General features: G+C 68.4%; 21 protein-coding genes. 10 read left to right on the forward strand and 11 right to left on the reverse strand.

Annotated features, from left to right (window positions below; genetic code table 11):
* Window positions 1-105: 105 nt before the first annotated feature.
* Entirely contained in the window at window positions 106-864 is a 759-nt protein-coding gene (locus AC25YV_RS05595) for a sulfite exporter TauE/SafE family protein (RefSeq protein WP_488122842.1), read from the reverse strand.
* 81 nt (window positions 865-945) lie between these two features.
* Between AC25YV_RS05595 and AC25YV_RS05600 the strand changes: the two genes are divergently transcribed.
* From AC25YV_RS05600 to AC25YV_RS05620, 5 genes are read left to right on the forward strand one after another with little or no spacing between them, the layout of a single operon-like run.
* Window positions 946-1,632: a FadR/GntR family transcriptional regulator gene (locus AC25YV_RS05600; RefSeq protein WP_488122843.1), complete on the forward strand. Its 687-nt coding sequence runs from the start codon at window positions 946-948 to the stop codon at window positions 1,630-1,632.
* A gap of 32 nt (window positions 1,633-1,664) precedes the next feature.
* A complete protein-coding gene (locus AC25YV_RS05605) occupies window positions 1,665-2,594 on the forward strand; it encodes a transporter substrate-binding domain-containing protein (RefSeq protein WP_488122844.1) in 930 nt (309 codons plus the stop codon).
* A complete protein-coding gene (locus tag AC25YV_RS05610; RefSeq protein WP_488122845.1) occupies window positions 2,591-3,559 on the forward strand; it encodes an amino acid ABC transporter permease in 969 nt (322 codons plus the stop codon). Before AC25YV_RS05605 ends, AC25YV_RS05610 begins: the two co-directional genes overlap by 4 nt.
* Window positions 3,556-4,314, forward strand: coding sequence for an amino acid ABC transporter ATP-binding protein (locus AC25YV_RS05615; RefSeq protein ID WP_488122846.1), 759 nt, complete (start codon window positions 3,556-3,558; stop codon window positions 4,312-4,314). Before AC25YV_RS05610 ends, AC25YV_RS05615 begins: the two co-directional genes overlap by 4 nt.
* A 14-nt stretch (window positions 4,315-4,328) precedes the next feature.
* Window positions 4,329-5,564 (forward strand): M28 family peptidase, encoded by a 1,236-nt coding sequence (locus AC25YV_RS05620; RefSeq protein WP_488122847.1) that lies wholly within the window; start codon window positions 4,329-4,331, stop codon window positions 5,562-5,564.
* A 61-nt stretch (window positions 5,565-5,625) separates the two neighbouring features.
* Here AC25YV_RS05620 and AC25YV_RS05625 read toward each other — a convergent pair whose 3' ends face one another.
* Complete coding sequence (locus tag AC25YV_RS05625; RefSeq protein WP_488122848.1) at window positions 5,626-6,936, reverse strand: FtsX-like permease family protein; 1,311 nt, start codon at window positions 6,934-6,936, stop codon at window positions 5,626-5,628.
* Entirely contained in the window at window positions 6,933-7,628 is a 696-nt protein-coding gene (locus AC25YV_RS05630; protein WP_488122849.1) for an ABC transporter ATP-binding protein, read from the reverse strand. The genes AC25YV_RS05625 and AC25YV_RS05630 overlap by 4 nt, the downstream gene beginning before the upstream one ends.
* A 152-nt stretch (window positions 7,629-7,780) precedes the next feature.
* Between AC25YV_RS05630 and AC25YV_RS05635 the strand changes: the two genes are divergently transcribed.
* From AC25YV_RS05635 to AC25YV_RS05650, 4 genes are read left to right on the forward strand one after another with little or no spacing between them, the layout of a single operon-like run.
* On the forward strand, window positions 7,781-7,990 hold the full coding sequence (locus tag AC25YV_RS05635) for a heavy-metal-associated domain-containing protein (protein WP_488122850.1): 210 nt from the start codon (window positions 7,781-7,783) through the stop codon (window positions 7,988-7,990).
* Window positions 7,990-8,172, forward strand: coding sequence for a hypothetical protein (locus tag AC25YV_RS05640; RefSeq protein ID WP_488122851.1), 183 nt, complete (start codon window positions 7,990-7,992; stop codon window positions 8,170-8,172). Before AC25YV_RS05635 ends, AC25YV_RS05640 begins: the two co-directional genes overlap by 1 nt.
* Window positions 8,159-10,441 (forward strand): heavy metal translocating P-type ATPase, encoded by a 2,283-nt coding sequence (locus tag AC25YV_RS05645; protein ID WP_488122852.1) that lies wholly within the window; start codon window positions 8,159-8,161, stop codon window positions 10,439-10,441. The genes AC25YV_RS05640 and AC25YV_RS05645 overlap by 14 nt, the downstream gene beginning before the upstream one ends.
* Window positions 10,438-10,743, forward strand: a complete 306-nt coding sequence (locus AC25YV_RS05650) for a metal-sensitive transcriptional regulator (protein ID WP_488122853.1) — start codon at window positions 10,438-10,440, stop codon at window positions 10,741-10,743. Before AC25YV_RS05645 ends, AC25YV_RS05650 begins: the two co-directional genes overlap by 4 nt.
* Window positions 10,744-10,774: 31 nt before the next feature.
* Here AC25YV_RS05650 and AC25YV_RS05655 read toward each other — a convergent pair whose 3' ends face one another.
* The 7 genes from AC25YV_RS05655 to AC25YV_RS05685 all read right to left on the reverse strand — a co-directional run bounded on the left by AC25YV_RS05655 (window position 10,775) and on the right by AC25YV_RS05685 (window position 18,520).
* Window positions 10,775-11,794, reverse strand: coding sequence for a LacI family DNA-binding transcriptional regulator (locus AC25YV_RS05655; RefSeq protein WP_488122854.1), 1,020 nt, complete (start codon window positions 11,792-11,794; stop codon window positions 10,775-10,777).
* A 21-nt stretch (window positions 11,795-11,815) separates the two neighbouring features.
* Complete coding sequence (locus AC25YV_RS05660; protein ID WP_488122855.1) at window positions 11,816-13,195, reverse strand: glycoside hydrolase family 5 protein; 1,380 nt, start codon at window positions 13,193-13,195, stop codon at window positions 11,816-11,818.
* On the reverse strand, window positions 13,192-14,715 hold the full coding sequence (gene arfA, locus AC25YV_RS05665; RefSeq protein ID WP_488122856.1) for an arabinosylfuranosidase ArfA: 1,524 nt from the start codon (window positions 14,713-14,715) through the stop codon (window positions 13,192-13,194). Before arfA ends, AC25YV_RS05660 begins: the two co-directional genes overlap by 4 nt.
* A 30-nt stretch (window positions 14,716-14,745) precedes the next feature.
* Window positions 14,746-15,690, reverse strand: a complete 945-nt coding sequence (locus AC25YV_RS05670; protein WP_488122857.1) for a carbohydrate ABC transporter permease — start codon at window positions 15,688-15,690, stop codon at window positions 14,746-14,748.
* Complete coding sequence (locus AC25YV_RS05675) at window positions 15,687-16,613, reverse strand: carbohydrate ABC transporter permease (protein WP_488122858.1); 927 nt, start codon at window positions 16,611-16,613, stop codon at window positions 15,687-15,689. Before AC25YV_RS05675 ends, AC25YV_RS05670 begins: the two co-directional genes overlap by 4 nt.
* Window positions 16,614-16,685: 72 nt before the next feature.
* Window positions 16,686-18,056 carry an ABC transporter substrate-binding protein gene (locus AC25YV_RS05680; protein WP_488122859.1) on the reverse strand — a complete coding sequence of 457 codons (1,371 nt, stop codon included), beginning with the start codon at window positions 18,054-18,056 and terminating at the stop codon, window positions 16,686-16,688.
* Window positions 18,057-18,304: 248 nt separating this feature from the next.
* Window positions 18,305-18,520 carry a hypothetical protein gene (locus tag AC25YV_RS05685; RefSeq protein ID WP_488122860.1) on the reverse strand — a complete coding sequence of 72 codons (216 nt, stop codon included), beginning with the start codon at window positions 18,518-18,520 and terminating at the stop codon, window positions 18,305-18,307.
* Window positions 18,521-18,582: 62 nt separating this feature from the next.
* On the opposite strand from AC25YV_RS05685, the gene AC25YV_RS05690 reads away from it, so the two are divergent.
* Complete coding sequence (locus AC25YV_RS05690) at window positions 18,583-19,626, forward strand: LacI family DNA-binding transcriptional regulator (RefSeq protein WP_488122861.1); 1,044 nt, start codon at window positions 18,583-18,585, stop codon at window positions 19,624-19,626.
* Window positions 19,627-19,718: 92 nt separating this feature from the next.
* Here the strand turns inward: AC25YV_RS05690 and AC25YV_RS05695 are convergent, their stop codons facing one another.
* On the reverse strand, window positions 19,719-20,747 hold the full coding sequence (locus AC25YV_RS05695) for a hypothetical protein (protein ID WP_488122862.1): 1,029 nt from the start codon (window positions 20,745-20,747) through the stop codon (window positions 19,719-19,721).
* Between the last annotated feature and the right edge of the window lie 147 nt (window positions 20,748-20,894).

Here is a 20,894-nt window from a genome sequence, read left to right on the forward strand (position 1 = left end):
CTCCGCACCGCGCCCGGGGACCGCGACGGACGGCTCCGCCCGGGGCGCGGGCATCGTCGCCGCCGTGCCGTGACGTGCGCGCGGGCGGGATCACCGCGACGTGCGTCAGACGACGAGGAAGTACACCGCGACGACACCGATCACGATGATGAGAGTGCGCAACAGCCAGGCGGGCAGGCGACGACCGATCGCGGCGCCGATGGCGGCGCCGGCCAGCGAGCCGACCGCGAGCGTCGCGATCGCCACCCAGGGCAGCGGCGCGGCGAAGACGAAGACGACCGTCGCGACGCCACCGGCGAGTGTCTGAAGCACGTTCTTGATCGCGTTGATGCGCTGGATGTCCAGCGTCATCGTCATCTCGAGCACGCCCACGATCAGCACGCCCTGGGCAGCTCCGAAGTACCCGCCGTAGATGCCCGTCCCCGCGGTGAGCGGAAAACGCAGCCAGGCCGGCGCCGAGCTGCGCCCGGGCGCGCGTGACGTGCGCCGGCGCAGCAGCGGCTGGATGCCGACGAGCACGCAGCCGATGATGACGAGCACGGGGGCGATGATGCGGAAGACGTCGGGCGGCAGCACGAGAAGGGCGAACGCCCCGATGAGTGCGCCGATCGCCGTGAGAACCGCAAGCGGCAGGATCGCCGCGAACAGGCCCTTGAGCTCACGGCGGTAGCCGATCACCCCGCCGATGTTGCCGATCGCGAGACCGACCGTGTTGGCCATGTTCGCCGTGACGGGTGGCACCCCCAGGGCGAGCAGCGCGGGAAACGTGATGAGCGTCCCCGAACCGACGACGGTGTTGATGATGCCGGCCCCGATGGCGGCGAGCGCGAGGAGGCCGAGGCCCAGGGGGCTCATGAGGTCCATGCCTGCTCGCTCTCAACGTGTATGAATGGCCGAAATACGGACTGGTTTGGTGGTCGGACCAATTCTGTTACTGTACAACGCATGTCGACCGATGGATGGGCCTCGCTCGGCGCCGTACCGCGCCGGGCCACGTCGAGCGCGATCGCCGCTCGCATCCTCGATCTCGCCGAACGCGGCGAGATCGGACCGGGCACGGCCCTCCCCCCCGAGCGCGATCTCGCGACGCAGCTCGGCGTCTCGCGCACCACGATCCGCGAGGCCATCCACGAGCTGACGCTCAAGGGCGTCGTGCGGCGCCGCCAGGGGTCGGGCACCGTGCTTCTAGAGACCTCGAGCGCTGCGGTGTCCCTACTTCGCGACATGTCGGCGTCCGAGCGGGATGCCACCGAAGTCATCGACTTCCGCACGACCTTCGAACCGCAGATCGCGGGTCTCGCCGCGGGACGGCGCACCGAGAGCGACCTGCTCTTGCTCGCGAGTCACTGCGACTTCGACCCCGCCACGGTGTCCGCCGAGGAATCGTTCGACCACGATCAGCGCTTCCACGAGGCCATCGCGGCCGCAACGCAGAACCACCTCATCGTCTCCCTCAGCAGGGCGACGTCGGAATGGGTCAGCGACTTCCGTCGCATCTCCCACGCGAGTCCCACCGGACGAGCCACTTCGCTGACCGGTCACCGCGCCATCCTCGCGGCGATCGACAACGGCGATTCCGACGAAGCCGCTCGCCACATGCGCGAGCACGTGACCATCGTCGGCCGCATCTGACGCGGCCGGCTCACCCTTCAGAAAGCACTCACATGAAATCTCTTCGCCCCCTGCTCGCCGTCGGCATCCTCACCGCGGCGACGGTCGCTCTCACCGCGTGCGGCGGCGGATCGACAAACACCGATGGCGACAGCGCGCCCAGCAACACGGCCGATGTCAACTATCACGTCGCCTCGGGCGAGCCGATCGCCGACCTCGTCGCGCAGCTTCCGGACTCGATCGTCGAAAGCGGCAAGCTCGTCATCGCCACGGATGCCACGATCGGCGAGCCGTTCGGATCGTACGACGCCGACGGCGCCACCATGGTGGGCATCGCGCCCGATCTGGCCTTCGCGTTCGGCGACGCGCTCGGCCTCGACGTCGAGCTGCGCCAGGTCGTCTTCGCGAACCTGATCCCGGGCCTGGCGGCAGACCGCTACGACTTCTCGCTCGCCCCGATGCTCGACACCGAGGAGCGTCAGCAGCAGGTCGACTTCATCGACTTCCTGCGCGGCGGCTCGCAGTTCATCGTCGCGCGCGACAACGCGAACGCCCCCGAGAACCTGTCGCCCGAGACGGCGTGCGGCCTCGCGATCGGCGTCGCGGCCGGATCGGTCGAAGAGATCTCGCTGACCGAGCAGAACGAGACGTGCGCCGAGCCGATCGAGATCATGGCGTTCAAGACGAACAACGAAGGTGTCCTGGCCCTCACGAGCGGCCGTATCGCCGCGTACGGCACGGCTGCCGCTCAGGCCGGCTACATCGCGCAGACCGACGACGAGCAGCTGACCCTCAGCGGTGAGCCCTTCCGCGGCGGACTGTCGGGCATGGCATTCCCCAAGGACAGCGAACTGCTCCCCGTGATCCAGGCCGTGTTCCAGGCCTTCATCGATGACGGCACGTACGAAGAGATGCTCTCGGTCTACGGTCTGCAGCAGCTGGCAGTGCCGATGGCCGGAAAGAACAACGAGGCCGCTGAATGACCAGCCGCGGAGACCAGACGGGGGCGCCACCCGCGCTCGCCGCGGTGAGCGACTACCGCATCATCGGCCGTCCGCGGCCGATGATGTGGGTCGCGACCGCCGTCGTGATCGCGGTCGCGGGACTCGTGGCGTACTCGATCGTGACGAACCCCCGGTTCGAGTGGGGCGTCGTCGGCGAGTACTTCTTCTCGACCTCAGTGCTCAACGGCCTGTGGAAGACGATCGAGCTCACGGTCGTCTCGATGGTGATCGGCATCGTCATCGGTCTCGTGATCGCGCTCATGCGCATCTCTGAGAACCGCGTGCTCAATGCCGTCGCCGGCGCCTACGTCTGGTTCTTCCGCGGTACCCCGCTGCTCGTGCAGCTGGTCATCCTCTACAACATCTCGGCGCTCTACCCCTCGATCTCGCTCGGCATCCCGTTCGGGCCGACGTTCTTCGAGGGAAGCATCAATGAGATCGTCACGCCGTACGTCGTCGCCGTCGCGGCGCTCGCGCTCAACGAAGCGGCCTACATGGCCGAGATCATCCGCGGCGGACTGCTGTCGGTCGACAGCGGTCAGCTCGAGGCATCGCGGGCACTGGGCATGAGCGGGCGCCGCGCCATGCGCCGCATCGTCATCCCGCAGGCGATGCGCTTCATCATCCCGCCGACGGGGAACGAGGTGCTGTCGCTGCTCAAATCGACATCGCTCGTGTCGGTGATCGCCCTCCCCGAACTCCTCTACTCCGTGCAGGTCGTCTACAGCCGCACGTTCGAGACCATCCCGCTGCTCATGGTCGCGACGATCTGGTATCTCGTCGTGACGTCGATCCTCATGGTGGGCCAGCAGTCTCTCGAGCGCTTCTACTCGCGGGGAAGCACGCGCTCGGGCGGGCGCGGAACGGGGTCGCTGCAGCGGCTCACCGGCATCCGATTCCGCCGCCGGGCGACCGCGGCGACCGTGACGGGAGGAAACCGATGAGCTTCGTCAGCGTGCGCGACGTGCACAAGAGCTTCGGCGGCGTCGAGGTGCTCAAGGGCGTCTCTCTCGAGATGGATCGCGGACAGGTCGTCTGCGTCATCGGTCCCAGCGGCTCGGGCAAGAGCACGTTCCTGCGGTGCATCAACCGACTCGAGACGATCGACGAGGGACTCATCGCGATCGACGGCGACCCGATCGGCGCCCTCGTGCGCGGCGGTCGCCTGCACGAGGCGCCCGAGCGCATCGTGCGCGCACAGCGCGAGCAGATCGGCATGGTCTTCCAGTCGTTCAACCTCTTCCCGCACATGAGCGTGCTCGAGAACATCATCGAAGCTCCCGTCGGCGTGAAGAAGGAGAAGCGCTCCACCGCCATCGCGTACGCGCTCGAACTGCTCGAGCGCGTGGGTCTCGCGCAGAAGCGCGACGCGTATCCGAAGCAGCTCTCCGGCGGTCAGCAGCAGCGCGTCGCGATCGCCCGTGCGCTCGCGATGCGGCCGAAGTTGCTGCTGTTCGACGAGCCGACGAGCGCCCTCGACCCCGAGATGGTCGGCGAGGTCCTCGCCGTCATGCGCAGCCTTGCGACCGAGCACACCACGATGATCGTCGTCACGCACGAGATGGGGTTCGCGCGCGAAGTCGCCGACCGCCTCATCTTCATGGACGACGGGAAGGTCGTCGAAGAGGGCGACCCGAAGCAGATCATGGCAGCGCCGCAGCACCCGCGCACCAAGGCATTCCTCGACAGCGTCCTGTGACGGGAGACACCTTCATGACCGACATCCGCGACATCATCGGCGACATCTGGCTGAGCGACGAGCTCGCCGGCGACCTCACCGCGATCTGCGACACCGGCGGCCGCGTCGCCGGCACCGCGAGCGAGGCGGCGGCGCAGTCGCTGCTCCAGCGCCGAGCCCGAGAGCTCGGCGGCCAGTACAGCGAGCAGACGTTCACCGTGACGGGGCTGCGCAGCGAAGGGCACTCCGTGCGCCTCGTCGAGAGCGGCCGTGAGCTCGAGAGCTACCCCTTGCTCAACTGCGCAGCAGTGGACGACACCTTCCCCGTGATCGACCTCGGGCGCGGCACCCCGGCCGACTTCGAGGGCGCGCGCGACCTGATCGCCGGCCGCGCGGTGCTCGTGCGGCACGAGTTCCCCTTCTCGACGAACCACGTGCACCGCAGCGTCAAGCTCGCACTCGCCCGCGAGTACGGTGCGACGGCGTTCCTCATCGGCAACAACCAGCCCGGTGCCGGGGCCGTGAGCGGATCCGGCGGGGCCGGTGAGCCGGGCGAGATCCCCGCGTTCGGCCTGAGCCACGACGCGACGAGCGAACTCGCCACCGCGCTCGCGTTCGGTCCGGCCCACGTGCACCTGGTAAACGAGGCCTCAGCGGGTGAGTGGACCGGCCGCAACATCTTCGTCCGCTTTCCCGGTCGCACCGACGAAATGGTCGTGCTGAGCGCGCACATCGACGGCCATGGCCTCGCCGAGAGCGCGATGGACAACGGCGCGGGCCTGGCGACGGTGCTCGAAGTCGCCCGGCGCCTCGGCCCCCGCGCCGCCGACAGCGAGCGCGGGCTGCTGCTCGCCCTCTTCACGTTCGAGGAATGGGCGCTCACGGGATCCGCCGAGTACGTCGCCTCGCTCGACGAGACCGAGCGCAGCCGCATCCACTGCAACGTCAACGTGGACACCCCCGTCGGCTACCCGCGCCTCTACGGGCTCACCGCCGGCAACCCGGTGATCCTCGATCTGCTGCAGCGCGCGAGCCGGATCGGCGGCACCCCGGTGCATCCGATCTACGCCCACACCACGAACTCGGATCATGCGAACTTCCTCGCCGCGGGCATCCCCGCCGTCCGGCTCATCGGCGGCTACAACGACGAATCCGCGGGCAGCCGCCTGCTGCTCACGGCGGCCGACACCCGTCACCGCGTCGAGCCGCTCGACCTCAAGCACGGCGCGATCGTCACGGCGCTCGTGACGCTGTCGGCGATGGGGCTCTGAGCGTCCCGACGGAAGTGTGAAAGGGCCGGGCATCGCATGATGCCCGGCCCTTTCCCGATCCTCAGGCGAACGCGCGCGCGAGGATCGGCCGCGTCACGCGAGTGCTGAGCCACATGATGGCGAAGCCCACGGCGATGACCGTCGCGATCGTGAGCAGCGAGACCGGAGCCGTGATCAGCGCCATGCCGAGCAGCGGGAAGATCATCGCACCGGCGCACAGTGCCGAGCCGACCGCGGTGAGCAGCAGGGGGCGCATGATCGAGCTGCGGCGCGCGCGCTCCACCGTCTCCATCGGCATGCCGAGGCGGTGCAGACTCACGTGCAGGTCTTGGCGGTCGAGGATCTCGGCGGCCTGATTCACGCCGACCGAGGCGGCGACCATGAGGAACGATGCGACCAGGGTGATCACGACGCCCGTGCGGATGTCCACGGCGAGCTGGATGTCCTCGACCGAACCGTTGCCCATGACATCGAGCAGGGCGACACCCGTTCCGGCGAACACGGCGATGAAGCTCGCCATCGCGATGCCGCTCACCTGACGCCACGCCGCCTTGGGCGCCTCGAGCACGGTGCGGGCCGAGAGCAGCTCATCCGCGCGCGTCGCCCGGCGCAGCCGCCGACGCGCCTGCAAGCGGATCACCCAGGGGCCGATGACGTTGAGCACGGCGAAGGCGATGGCGAAGACGACGGAGAGAACGATGATGGTCGGCAGGATCTCGGCAGCGCTCGGGACGGCCGAGATGAGCAGGTAGGCCGCCACGAGGGCGACGAGCGTGATGACGGCGCGGATCCAGTGCGAGGTCCCCGCGGCTGCCCGGGTGCGAACGCCGAGGGGCGAGATCACGACCTTGCGCAGTCCGATGGCGGCACTCGTGGCGGCCAGCAGCACGATCGCGGCGATGATCCCCAGCACCGCCCACGCGGGCAGCAGCACGGAGCCCGCTCCGAGGGACTCGCCGCGGAACGGGATGAGCCCCACGACGGGCACGAGCACAAGGTAGAGGAAGAACCCGATGACGGCGCCCACCGCGGCGACCAGGGCCGACTCGACGACCGTCGCCCCGACGACGCCCGCGGGAGAGACCCCGAGCAGTCGCAGCGTCGAGAGCCGCTCGTCGCGGCGGCGTGCAGAAAGCCGTGCCGCCGCTCCGCCCAGCGTGACGAGGGGGACGACCAGCAGCACGAGGGCGATCGCGGCGAGCGCGTGGTAGATCGGCGCCTCGGGGTCCTGCCATGCCCAGAATGACTGGGCGCCGCCCACGACCGTCAGAACGAGAGTGCTCACGACCGCGAACGCGAAGACGGGCAGAGCCAGAACGTCGTACTGCCCGGGCGCCGGGCGCATCAGCAGCAGGAAGACCCGGGAGTTCATGCCGAGACTCCTTCGGACAGCAGTCGGCCGTCGCGCACAGAGAGTGTGCGCGAGCAGCGGGCGGCGACGTCGGCATCGTGCGTCACCACGACGAGCGTGCGCCCCTGCTGGGTCGTCGCCCACAGAAGCGCATCCATGACCTCGACCGACGTGCGCGAATCCAGCGCGCCTGTCGGCTCGTCGGCGAACACCACCTCGGCCCCGGTGACCTGCGCGCGGGCGATCGCGACGCGCTGGGCCTGACCACCCGAGAGCTCCCCGATCCGGCGCTCCTCCATGCCGGCCAGCCCGAGGGCTGTGAGCCAGGATGCCGCGCGCTCCATCGACTCGTCGCGCCCGCATCCGGTGATCATGAGGGCAATGGCGACGTTCTCGACCGCCGTCAGCTCGGGGATGAGCAGCCCTTGCTGGAAGACGAACCCGAAGCTGTCTCGGCGCAGCTTCGAGCGCCGCGTCTCGCTGAGGTCCGTGACCTGCACGGCGGGGCCTGCGGCCGGCGCGAACGTCACGACTCCCTGATCGGGGGCGGTGATGCCGGCGAGGACATGCATGAGCGTGGTCTTGCCCGACCCCGAGGGCCCCATGACGGCAACGGACTCACCCCGGCGGATCGAGAGGTCGACGCCGGCGAGGGCCGTGGTCGACCCGTATGTCTTGACGAGTCCGTGGGCATGCAGCACTGGAGTGTTCATGCTTCCAGCCTCGTCGCCGACGAGGTCCGTGCCATCGGCCGCGAGAGTGAGTGGCATCACCCGTGCGATGTATCCCCGCACCGAGGAATACCCGCCGGCGGTGTGCGTTATCCTCCACGCATACCCACAGGGGGTATCCACGAAGGAGAATCATGGCGACGATCGAATACCGCGTGACCGGAATGACCTGCGGACACTGCGAGACGTCGGTGCGCGAAGAGGTCGGTGAGATCGCGGGCGTCGACGACGTGCAGGTCAGCGCCCAGACCGGCACGCTCCTGGTCACCGCGGCGGGGCCCCTGGACGACGCCGCTGTCCTGGCCGCCGTCGGCGAAGCCGGCTACAGCGCGGTGCGCGTCTGATGAACACCGCGGGGCGACTCAGCCTCTACGCCGCCGGACTGGCGGTCGCGTTCGGCGCCTCGTACGGCATCGCTGCGCTGGTCGTCCCCGACAGCGTCGTCACCGACTGGAACAAGCGTGCCGAGATCGACGGCACCCCCACCCCCACCCACATCCAAGAAGAACCCGATGAGCACCGCTGATCCCCGCGCGACGACCGATCCCCAGGTGGAGCTCGCCATCGGCGGGATGACCTGCGCGTCGTGCGCGAACCGCATCGAGCGCAAGCTGAACAAGCTCGACGGCGTCGCTGCCACCGTCAACTACGCCACCGAGAAGGCGCGCGTCACCGTCCCTCCCGGCTACGACCCCGCGCAGCTGATCGCCGAGGTCGAGAAGACCGGCTACACCGCCGCACTTCCCACCCCGAAGACCCCGGCACCGGATGCCGCCGAGCCGGCCGATCCCGAGCTGACCTCGCTGCGCACCCGGCTCATCATCTCGGCCGCCCTCACCATTCCCGTCGTCCTGATGGCGATGATCCCCGCACTGCAGTTCACGTACTGGCAGTGGGCGTCGCTGACGCTCGCCGCACCCGTCATCGTGTGGGGCGCTTGGCCCTTCCACAAGGCCGCGTGGGTCAACCTGCGCCACGGTGCGGCGACCATGGACACCCTCATCTCGATGGGCACCCTCGCCGCGTTCTTCTGGTCGCTCTACGCCCTGTTCCTCGGCACCGCCGGCATGCCCGGCATGACTCACGCGTTCGAGCTCACGATCGCGCCGTCAGACGGTGCCGGGAACATCTATCTCGAAGTCGGCGCCGGGGTGACCACCTTCATCCTTCTCGGCCGGTACTTCGAGAAGCGATCCAAGCGGCAGGCGGGCGCTGCGCTGCGCGCGCTGCTCGAGATGGGCGCGAAGGATGTGTCCGTGCTGCGCAATGGTGTCGAGACGAAGATCCCGACCGATCAGCTGCGGGTCGGCGACGAGTTCGTCGTGCGCCCGGGCGAGAAGATCGCCACCGACGGCGTCGTCGTCTCGGGCACGTCGGCGGTCGACGCCTCGATGCTCACGGGAGAGTCCGCGCCGGTCGAGGTCGCGGAAGGCGACCCCGTCACCGGCGCCACCGTCAACGCCGGCGGACGCCTCGTCGTGCGCGCCACCCGCGTCGGGTCGGACACGCAGCTCGCGCAGATGGCGCAGCTCGTCGAGGATGCCCAGACCGGCAAGGCCCAGGTGCAGCGGCTCGCCGACCGGATTTCGGGTGTCTTCGTGCCGATCGCAATCCTCATCGCGGTCATCACCCTCGGGGCGTGGCTGGGCGCCGGGTTCCCGGCATCCGCGGCTTTCACCGCCGCGGTCGCCGTGCTCGTCATCGCGTGCCCGTGCGCGCTGGGCCTGGCGACCCCGACGGCGCTCCTGGTCGGCACGGGGCGCGGAGCACAGCTGGGCATCCTCATCAGAGGACCCGAGGTGCTGGAGTCCACGCGCAAGGTCGACACGATCGTGCTCGACAAGACCGGAACCGTCACGACGGGCAAGATGACGCTCATCGACGTGATCGCCGAGCCCGGCACCGACCCCGACGAGATGCTGCGTGTCGCCGGATCGCTCGAGGACGCTTCGGAGCATCCGATCGCGCAAGCCATCGCGAAGGATGCCGCCGAGCGAACCGGCACGCTGCTCCCGGTCGAGGGATTCACGAATATCGAGGGCAAGGGCGTCCAGGGCGTCGTCGACGGGCGCGCCGTCATCGTCGGTCGCGAGTCGCTGCTGGCCGACTGGTCGCAACAGCTCAGCCCCGGGATCGCCCGGGCCAAGGCCCACGCGGAAGACGAGGGCAAGACCGTCGTCGCCGTCGGCTGGGACGGCGCCGCCCGTGGCGTGCTCGTCGTGGCCGACACCGTCAAGCCCACGAGCGCCGAAGCGGTCGCGCAGATGAAGGCGCTCGGGCTGACACCGATCCTGCTGACCGGCGACAACGAGGCCGTCGCCCGCCGCATCGCCGCCGACGTCGGGATCGAGCACGTCACGGCCGACGTGCTGCCGAAGGACAAGGCCGACATCGTCGCCGCGCTGCAGCGCGAGGGCAAGGTCGTCGCGATGGTCGGCGACGGCGTCAACGACGCGCCCGCCCTCGCGCAGGCCGACCTCGGAATCGCGATGGGCACCGGTACGGATGTCGCGATCGAGGCATCCGACATCACGCTGGTCCGCGGTGACCTGCGCAGCGCCGTCGATGCGATCCGCCTCTCACGTCGCACGCTCGGCACGATCAGGTCGAACCTGTTCTGGGCCTTCGCCTACAACGTCGCGGCCATCCCGGTCGCCGCTCTGGGCGTGCTCAACCCCATGCTCGCCGGAGCCGCCATGGCCCTGTCCAGCGTTTTCGTCGTGGGCAACAGCCTGCGCCTGCGCGGCTTCACCAGCACCGCGACCCGGCAGTACGACCCGAAGGAACCCGCATGACCACCGTCGACGCTCCCCACACGCACGGCTACATCACCGACAAAGACCGGTATCTGAACCGTCTCAGGCGCATCGAAGGTCAGGCGCGCGGCATCTCGAGGATGGTCGAAGACGAGAAGTACTGCATCGACATCCTCACGCAGATCAGCGCCCTCAAGAGTGCGCTCGACGCCGTCGCGGTCGGTCTGCTCGACGACCACCTCACGCACTGCGTCCTCGACGCGGCCCGGCAGGACGATGATCAGGCGACCGCGAAGATCAAGGAAGCCAGCGACGCCATCGCCCGGCTCGTGCGCTCCTGACCTGACCGGCATCCGCATGCCGCAAGACCCGTCACGAGGGCAGTCGACGGTCCGCGGGCACCGAGGTGGACTCGCGCACGACGAGCGAGGTGGACAGATCGATGCGCGTGGGGCCTGTCGACGAGCCGTCGCGCATCTTCAGCACCAGCCGCGCCGCTTCTTCTGCCATCTTGCGCAGCGGCCGGTGAACCGTCGTCAAGGGCGGTGATGTCAGGCGCGCGAGAGGCGAGTCGTTGTAGCCCACGACCGACAGGTCGCGCGGGACGTTCAGCCCGCGCAGGGCCGCTGCCCGCATCACGCCCAACGCCTGCAGGTCGTCGCCGGCGAAGATCGCGGTCGGACGTGGCTCTGCGCCGAGCAGCTGGGCACCGTGCTGCCTACCCGTCTCCTCGCGGAAATCGCCGTGACGGATCCAGTCCGACCGAATGGCCACACCGGCGACGCGCAGGGCCGTGCGGAACCCGTCCAGACGGGCAAGGGCGGCGAACGCGTCCGCGGGTCCGGCGATCGCGGCGATCGCCCGATGTCCTCGCTCCACCAGATGGCGGGTGGCCGCCACTCCCCCCTGCCAGTCGGTCGATCCGACGGCCGCGATCCCCGCCACGGGTTCCCCGTCCGGCGCCAGGGCGACGACGGGGATGCCGCGGGCGTGGAGCTTTCGCCGGCCCTCTGGTTCGATACCTGCAAACGCCAGCACCACTCCGGCGGGCCGACGTCGCAGCACCTCGGTCATCCACTCGGGCGGCGACGAACGCCGATCCCCGCCCACCGACAGCGACACGGCCAGTCCGACCTCGGCGGCGACATCGCGTACGCCTTCGAGCACCTCGATGGACCAGTTGGCATCCAGCTCGGGCAGCACGATCTCGAGGAAATCACTCCGGCTGGCTCCCGGCCGGGAGTAGCCGCGCTTGTGCAGCTGCGCCTCGACCCGGGCGCGCGTGGTCGAGGAGACATCGCCGCGACCGTTCAGCACCTTCGAGATCGTGGCGATGGACACCCCCGTCTCATCCGCGATGCTCGCCAGAGTCACCCGCTTCGTGCCGCCCATGACTGATCCGCCGCGACGCGATCAGTGATCCGTGGACCGACGGAGCACCGCAGCCAAGGGCTCTCTGACGATGCAGTTCTCGAAAGCGAACGCGTCGGCGAGGCGTTCCGCGTCAGCCGGCCCCACCCCCGCGAACGACCGCGCGAAGTCGCCGACCATCGCCTCGGCGAACATGACGTGCCGCACATGGCCGTGTATCCACCGCCGCGCTCCCCACGGATAGGGCTGGAAGTGCGGGAACTCCTCACGGAAGAGAGCCTCGATGGGCTCGAGGATGTGCCGGACCCCCTCATCCGTCGACCCCCACGAGTCCACACCCAGCCGTGCCTTCTTCTCGAGGAACGAAGCGATGCGGGACATGTACTCGGAGTTCGGATCGACCGTGACAACGCCCTGCAGTCCGATGTCCTTGTAGGTCCACAGCGCCCAACTGGCCTCATGCCGTCGATAGATGTCCAGCTGGTCCTCGAGCAGACGCAACCGCTCGCCATCCCGCTGCGGGTCGCCGGTGTAGACAGGCCCGAACTCGCCGACCCAGATGGGCGTGCCGCTGTCGCGCATGTACGCCGTGCGGGTGAGGAAGGTCTCTTCGATCCGGTCGCGGTCCACGTACTCGCCGCGGCTGACACCGGGGTACGGCCCGCCGTCGACGAAGCCGGGCACGGCGTAGTCGTGCGCGGTGTAGACGCAGTTCGGCAGCGGGTCTCCCAGCTGGTCGAACTGCGTGGAGTAGCGGTTGCCGTCGAGGAACAGGATGTGGTCGGGGTCGACCGCGCGGATCGCCGCCTCGAGACGGCGATAGAACGGCGCGAGGGTCGACCCCTCGGCATCCGCCGGCTCGTTGATCGGGTTGTACCCGGCCACCCAGGGGTTGCCGCGGTAGTGCTCCGCGATGTGCTCCCACAGGTTCACCACGCGATCCTGGAACTGCTTCTGTTCCCAGAAATGCGCCCACTGCGTGGGGTTGTCGCTGTGCCAGTGCTGGTTCTGGGCGCCGGGGAGGGCGTGAAGGTCCAGGATCACGTAGAGGCCGTTGCGCGCGCAGGCCTCGACGACCGTGTCGAGCAGCCGGAACCCGTCCTCGCGGATGACGAAGGGGGCATCGTCGCTTTCGAAGTGCCGGTAGGTGAACGGGATGCGGACGGAGTTCAGGCCGAGCTCCCTCACGTACGCGGCGTCGCGATCGGTGAAGAACACCGGGAGGAACCGTGCGAAGAACCGCTCGCACCCCTCTTCTCCGAGCACGCGCCTCAACGCCCGACGCATCTGCGACTCCGTGCCGGCGTACCCGGTGATGAAGTTCTCCATGTTCATCCAGCCGCCCAGCCCGAACCCGCGCAAGAACACGGGCTCGGTCCCTTGGAGGATGCGGGGACCGTCGACCCGGAGGACCTCGCTCATCCGGTGACCCGAGCGATCGTGAGCGCTGTCCACGACACCGGCGGCAGGGAAACGGTGACGGTGCCGTCCGACAGCCGCGCCGTCTCGTTCGGCCGCGGGCGCACCCGGTCGGGATCCGCCAGCACATTGGCGACGTGGATGTCGTCGTCGAAGAGGGAGTCGGCGCTGCGCAGCTCCACGTCTCCCAGCAACCGGACGTCGACGTCGATCGTCACCGTGTCGGTCACGCTCCGATTCACCAGGAAGACCGAAGTGTCCCCCGTGTCGGGATCGCGCGTGGCGACCGCGTCGACCACGGGCACCTCGCCGTAGCGCTCCGTCTCGTACGTGGGGCAGTCCAGCTTCAGCTCGAGGGTCACCCCCCGGGCGAGGTTCGAGGTGATCGCGAACGGGTAGAAGGTGGTCTGCCGCCACGCGGGTCCTCCCGGCTCGGTCATGATGGGGGCGATGACGTTCACCAGCTGCGCCAGGCTCGCCGCCGTCACCCGGTCGGCGTGGCGGATGAGCGAGATGAGCAGGTTCCCGAAGACGACGGCATCCAGCACCGAATAGGAGTCCTCCAGCAGCCGCGGGGCGATCGGCCACTCGTCCGCCGCTGTGATCCGGTCGACCTCGTGGTAGCGCGACTGATACCAGACGTTCCACTCGTCGAACGAGATGTTGATGGTCTTGTCGCTGCCGCGGACGGCCTTCACATGATCGGCGGTGGCCACGACGGAGTCGATGAACCGATCCATGTCGACCGCGGAGGCGAGGAAGCTGCCGTAATCGTCGCCGACGGGTTCGTAGTAGGCGTGGCACGAGATGAAGTCGACGTCGTCATACGTCTCCTCCAGCACGATGCGCTCCCAGGTGCCGTAGGTCGGCATCTGGGCGCTGGAGCTGCCGCAGACCACGAGCTCGAGGTCGGGGTCGACCTGCCGCATCGCCCGCGCGGTCTTCGAGGCCAGCTCCGCGTAGTCACGCGCCGTCCCATGACCGAGCTGCCATGGCCCGTCCATCTCGTTGCCCAGGCACCAGACGCGGATGTCATGCGGCTCGGGCGTTCCGTGGGCGATGCGCTGGTCAGAGAGCGTCGTGCCGGATCGGATGTTGGCGTACTCCAGGACATCCAGCGCTTCCTGCACCCCGCGGGTGCCCAGGTTGACGGCGTACATCATCTCGCTGCCCACCTTGCGCAGCCAGACGGCGAACTCATCCAGACCGACTTCGTTGGTCTCGGTCGAATGCCAGGCGAGGTCGAGCCGACGCGGCCGCTCGGAGCGCGGCCCCACGCCGTCCTCCCAGCGGTAGCCCGAGACGAAGTTGCCGCCCGGATATCGGATGGTGGACACGCCGAGCTCGCGGACGAGCTCGATGACGTCTTGGCGGTAGCCGTTCTCATCCGCGGTGGGATGTCCCGGCTCGTAGATCCCCTCATACACGCAGCGCCCCAGGTGCTCGACGAAGGATCCGAAGAGCCGGCGGTTGATGGGCCCGACGATGAAGTGCGGGTCGATAGTGAGTCGTGCGGAGATCATGTTCCTCTTCTTGATGTCGTGCGGGTGGGGCTACTTGAGGCTTCCGATGGACAATCCGCCCTGCCAGTACCGCTGCAGCGTGAGGAACGCGATGATCAGCGGGATCACCGAGACCAGCGATCCGAGGACGATGATGCTCCACAGGCTCTGACCGCCCGCCGCACCGTAGGTCGATGCGGTGGACTGCCAGAGACCGATGCCGACGGTGACCGGGAACAGACGGTTGTCGGAGAGCATCGCCAGGGGCAGGAAGTAGTTGTTCCACGACGCGACGACCGACAGCAGCAGCACCGTCACGATCGCCGGCCGCAACAGCGGCAGGGCCACCTGGAAGAAGGTGCGGAACTCTCCCGCCCCGTCCACCCTCGCGGCATCCAGCAGTTCGTCGGGGACGGCATCTCGGGCATAGACGTTCATGAGGTACACGCCGAAGGGGTTGAGCAGCGTCGGGAGGATCACCGCCCAGATCGTGTTGGTCAGCCCCACCTGCGAGAACAGGATGAAGGTCGGGATGACGAGGGCCGTGGTGGGCACCATGACCGCCCCCAGGACGATGGCGAATCCGGCCCTGCGACCCCGGAAGCGGTACTTGGCGAATCCGTAGCCGGCGAGCACCGCGAGCACCGTCGCGCCGAGGCCGCCGACGAAGGCATAGAGGGCCGAGTTGCCCAGCCAGCGCGCGTAGATCCCGCCGCCGTAGGTGAACAGGTCGATGAAGTTCTGGACGTAGTTGATGTCATCGGCGAACCACAGGGCGCTTCCGCCGCCGAAGAGGCCCGACGAGCTCTTGGAGCTGTTGACGATCACCCACCAGAACGGGATGAGGAAATAGATCATCAGCACCGCGAGAACGATGTTGAGAGTGATCCTGCCGGGCGGCCGGGTGCGATGCTTCGCGGGCGACGAGCGCTTCGCCGGCGACGAGCGCTTCGCCTGCCCTCGAGTGCCGCTGCGCGCGATGTCTGTGACGCTCATGACAGGATGCTCCCCTTCTTGCGGGTGGCGAACAGGAAGATGTAGACGCAGATGAACACGACCGCGCCGAGGGCGAACGAGATCGCGGAGCCGTAGTTGTAGTTGGCGAGCGAGAACGCCTGCTGGTAGGCGTACATGTTCGGGGTGAAGTCATCGGGGATCGCCCCGGCGGCCAGCTGCTGGAGGATCTTCGGCTCGTTGAAGAACTGCAGCGTTCCGATGAGCGCGAAGACGAGGATGAGCAGCAGCGCCGGCGCGATCAGCGGGATCTTGATCCGAAAGATGATCTGCCACTGGGAGGCGCCGTCGATGCGTGCGGCCTCGTAGAGGGTGGGGTCGATTCCCTGCAGCGCGGCGTAGAGGATGATCATGTAATAGCCCGCCCACTGCCACGTGACGATGTTGAGCAGTCCGTAGAAGATCAGGCTCGTGCTGAGGAAGTCGGGGGCGGTCTGGCCGATGGCGCCGAAGATGTCGGCGAGCGGTCCGAAGTTCTTGCTGTAGAGGAACCCCCACATCAGGGCGCCGATGACGGTCGGGATGGCGTACGGCATGAAGATCATCAGCCGCGAGAATCGCGCGAAGCGGGTGACGAGGATGTCGAGGATCAGGGCGATGGCCAGGGAGACCGCCATCTGCAGCGGGATCAGCACGAGCGAGAAGCGGATGACGAACCACATGCCGTCGAGGAAGGACGGGTCGCTGAAGGCCTTCGCGTAGTTGCCGAGGAAGACGAACTTGGTCCCCCCGATGATGGCCTTCTGGAAGAGGCTGAGGTAAAGCGCGTAGCCGATCGGCAGCACCAGAAAGGCCAGGAAGACGAGCGCGAAGGGCCCGACGAACAGCCATCCGAAGAGGTTCTGTCGTCCGCCGGTCGCGCGGCGGCGCGGGGGTTCGGTGGTGGTGATGAGGTGGGCGGTCATGATGTCTCCGAGTTCAGGGGGGTGCGGCGGAGGGCCGGCCCGCGGTGAGGCAGACCGACCCTCCACACGGGGTCACTTGACGGTGAACCCTTGCTCCTCCGCGTAGGAGACGACGTCCTCCTGCAGGGCGTCGGCGGCCTCGGATCCGGTGGCGGACCCGTCGTTGATGCGCGCGATCTGCTTCGTCATCGCCGAGTAGAAGTACTGGCCGATCGGGGTGTAGACCATGCCGGTGTAGGCATCCGCCGCGGGGACGTACACCTCCTTGTTGGCCTGCTGCCCGTTGAAGAAGGCGATCTCCGCGTCGACGAACGCCGGGTCCTCGAGCACGTTGACGTTGAGCGGGAAGATGATCTGGTTCTCCCACCCGTCCGTGAGAGACGCTTCATCCGCGTAGACGCCGAACGCGACCTTGGCCGCGAGCTCGGGGTTCTCCGCCTGACTGCTCACGACGAAGGCCGAGCCACCCCAGTTGATCGCGGTCGGGTTCGCCGGGTCCCACTGCGGCATCGGGGCGGTCGCCCAGACACCGGCATCCGCTCCCTCACCGACGCCGGCGCCCTGGAGGTATCCGGGTGCCCACGCGGCCGAGAGGTAGGTGGCGTACTCGCCGCCGATGACACCCGCGATGTACTCGGGGGTGAATTGGTCCTGCGTTCCGACGAGCCCCTTCTCGACCATGGATGACCAGTAGTCGAGCACCTCTTTGACCTCGGGGGTGTTGAGGTTGATCGAGATCTCGCCCTCGTTGGTCGGGGTGTAGGTGAAGGGCTCTGCACCGTTCTGGTAGAGCAGGGCGGTCACGTAGGCGGGCTGGTTGGCGGGGAAGTCGCCGAAGAACGGTCCCCCGGCATCCTTGACCTTCTGCGCCGCCGCTTCGTACTCGACCCACGTCGTGGGCGGCGTGATCCCGTACTCGTCGAAGATGTCGGTGCGGTAGATCATGCCCATCGGGCCGCCGTCGACCGGGGCGCCGTAGATGCCGTCGCCGACCGAGACGTCCTTCCAGGCACCTTCACTGAAGGTGTCCTTGACCTCTTCGTAGCCGATGTCGGTGAGGTCCACGAGCGCATCCTGCACCTGGAAGGTGGGGATGCGGTCGGCCTCGACCATCATGACGTCCGGTGCTCCGGACCCGGCGGTGACCGCCGTCTGGAACTTGTCGTAGGCATCGCCGCCGGCGCCGGCGTTGGTCCAGCACACCTGGACTTCGTCGTTGGCCTCGTTGAAGTTGTCGACGACCAGCTCCATGTTCGGATACCACGCCCACATCGTCACGACGGGCAGGTCGGTCTTGGGGATCGTGTTGGTGCAGTTCGCCGCTTCGCCGCCTCCGCCACCGCCGTCGCCGTCGCTGGTGGAGTCGCCGCCTGCAGAACAGGACACGAGCGCGCCGGCGAGCGCGAGGGCTGCTGCACCGGCGAGGACACTCTTGGTCTTCACTGTGATTCCTTTCGGATGCTGGACATCGTTGTCTTCGCGTCCGCGACCTCTCCTTGCGCACCATCGAGGGCGTGAGAGGACGTCCTGTGGGCGACAGGTCCTGCTGATCGCGTTTGCAACGTTGTACTTCCAACGTTGCAAACCGACTATCCTCGCTGCATGGGCGAGTGTCAAGACCCTCCCGAAAAGTTCCCGTCCGCCAGCCGAAAACACAGCGCAGGACGTCACGCCGCTGCCCCCGTGCCGGGTCAGCCGGCGGGGCGCTCGGCGCGGGCGATCTCTGACGGCGAGCGCTCGCACACGCCCACCAGACCCCTCCGCAGGCCGCGCCGGGTGAGCCCCGTGGATTCCGAGTGCGCCAGCCCACCGGCGATCAGCTCGATGAGGCGGCCACAGGCGTCGTCGACCCCGAGTCCGGGCCGGATCATGCCGGGCCCGCGCAGCGAACGGCCGACCTGCGACATCGTGTCATCATGGTACCCAGCGACCAGTCGCGCCTCGGCGCGGGTCGAGGAGGGGGGCCATCGTGCGCGCAACGATGCACGACGTCGCTCGGGTCGCCGGGGTTTCCATCAAGACGGTCTCGAACGTCATCAACGAGTACCCCCACGTCCGCGCGACCACCCGCGACCGCGTCATGGTCGCGATCAAAGAGCTGGGCTACCAGCCGAACCTGTCGGCCCGGGGCCTGCGCTCTGGAAAGACCGGGGTCATCGGACTCGCCCTTCCCTCCGTCCGAGAGCCGTACTTCGCCGAGCTCGCCGACGCCGTGATCGCCGCCGCCGAAGGGCGCGGGCTCGGAGTGGTGGTCGATCAGACCAACCAGGTGCGTGAGCACGAGCTCGACGTGATCGCGGGGCGCCGCCTGCGCCTGACGGACGGCATCCTGTTCAGCCCCGTCAACATCGGAGAGGCCGACGCCGACCTGCTGAACGTCCCCTTTCCGCTGGTCATCCTCGGCGAGAGCATCTTCGGAGGGCCCACCGACCACGTCTCCATGCACAACGTCTCTTCCGCACGGGCGGCGACGGAGCATCTCATCAGCATCGGTCGGCGGCGCATCGCGGTCATCGGTGCCGACGACAACGAAGAGGCGAATGCGTTCGGATCCGCCACGTTGCGCGTGCGCGGGTATCACCAGGCGCTGCAGGCGGCGGGGGTCCCCGCCGATCCGGCACTGGTCGTGCCCGTCGGGCTGTGGCATCTCGAGACCGGCGCTGCGGCGGCCCGCACGCTCCTGGCCTCGGGCGTACCGTTCGACGGCCTGTTCGCCCTCAACGACACGATGGCCATCGGCGCACTGCGCGCCCTGACGGAGGCGGGTATCGCCGTGCCCGAAGACGTGGCGATCATCGGCTTCGACAACATCAACGCCACGAAGTTCTCGATCCCGTCGCTGTCCACCGTGGACGCCGGCCGCAACGAGATCGCGGAGCTCGCCGTCGACATGCTCGTCGAGCGGATCACCGAGAAGGGCGACCGCATGCCTCCGCGACGGATCAAGCCGGACTTCCGCGTGGTCGCGCGCGAGTCCACGGGCTTTCCGTACGAGGTCGAACTAGCCGACTGAGCCTTTCACGCAGACCCGGCCGCGCCGACGGGCACCGAGGCATGCGGCGTGGTGAAGGTGAGCGCGTGCCCTTCCGTCGCCGGCTGCGCCTGCTACGCGTCGCGCTCGAGACGGCCCGCCGCGTGCGCTTCGGCGACCATCGCCTCGACGCGACGGCGCGAACGCCGACGCCCGACGAAGAGCGCGACGAACATGAGGACGAGGCCGACCAGCACGATGAGCTGCGGCACGGGCACGGTCCACACCCCGAACTCCTCGACGAACCCCTCGGCGGCCTGCGGCTCCCCCTCCGGCGTGACGACCATCGGCTCGAGCCCCACCTGCACACCGGTGAAGAACAGCGGCCACACGCCGTTGATCTGAGCAGTCAGCTCGCGGGTGTCACCCGGCAGCAGCTCGACCTGGCCGTCCTCGTCGTCCGACGACGCCGACCGGCCCTGCGCCTGCACGTCCGGCGTGGCCTGCAGACGCACGTTGCCGTCGTTCACGAGGCGGTACACCGCCGTGACCCGGCCCGGCTCGAACGGATTCCACGACATCGCATACGACAGATCCACCGCTTCGACGCGCATCGACGGCTGCACCTCTCCGGTGACCCGCGTCATGATGGGGAACCCGACCCTGCTCTCGATCGCGACCGCGTTCCCATCGGGCCCAGACCCGACGGACTGCACCGTGGCGGCGATCCCTGCGGGGTGATCGCCCGGTGTGGCGTTGTCGGGGACAGCGATCGCGAACGGCACGATCTCGGTCTGCCCCGAGGCGACCTCGACGGTTGCAGGACTCACCACCCATGTGCCCGCACCGACGGATTCCTTGTCGGCGGGCAACATGTTGAAACGTCCCGTGGGGGTGAGGTAGCCATCGGCGGCCTTGATCGCGAAGGTCACCGTGCTCTTGCTGAGATTGCGCAGCGCGAGGTGCTCGGTGACGCTCTCCCCCGGGTCGAGCGTGAGCTCGATCCAGGAACGACCGTCGGGTCCTTTCGTGTCCGCCGGCTGCACGGACCAGGTGACGGCGTCGTCGTCGGCTTGCGCGGCTATCGGCACGGATGCCGCCGCCCCGACGAGGGCGATCGTACATGCGGTCAGAAGGGCGGACAGGCGGCGGGATCGGCTCATTGGGCGGTCTTTCGCGAGGGGGCGGGTACGGGTGTGGGGCGGGGGCCACCGTCGGTGGTGACCCCCGCCCCGTAACGGTGGTGTGGCTGTCAGCCGGTGAACTCGAACAGCGACAGGGTCAGTGTGGCGGTGTAGGCGCCGGGGTCG

It is taken from the genome of Microbacterium sp. Y832 (assembly GCF_057669765.1).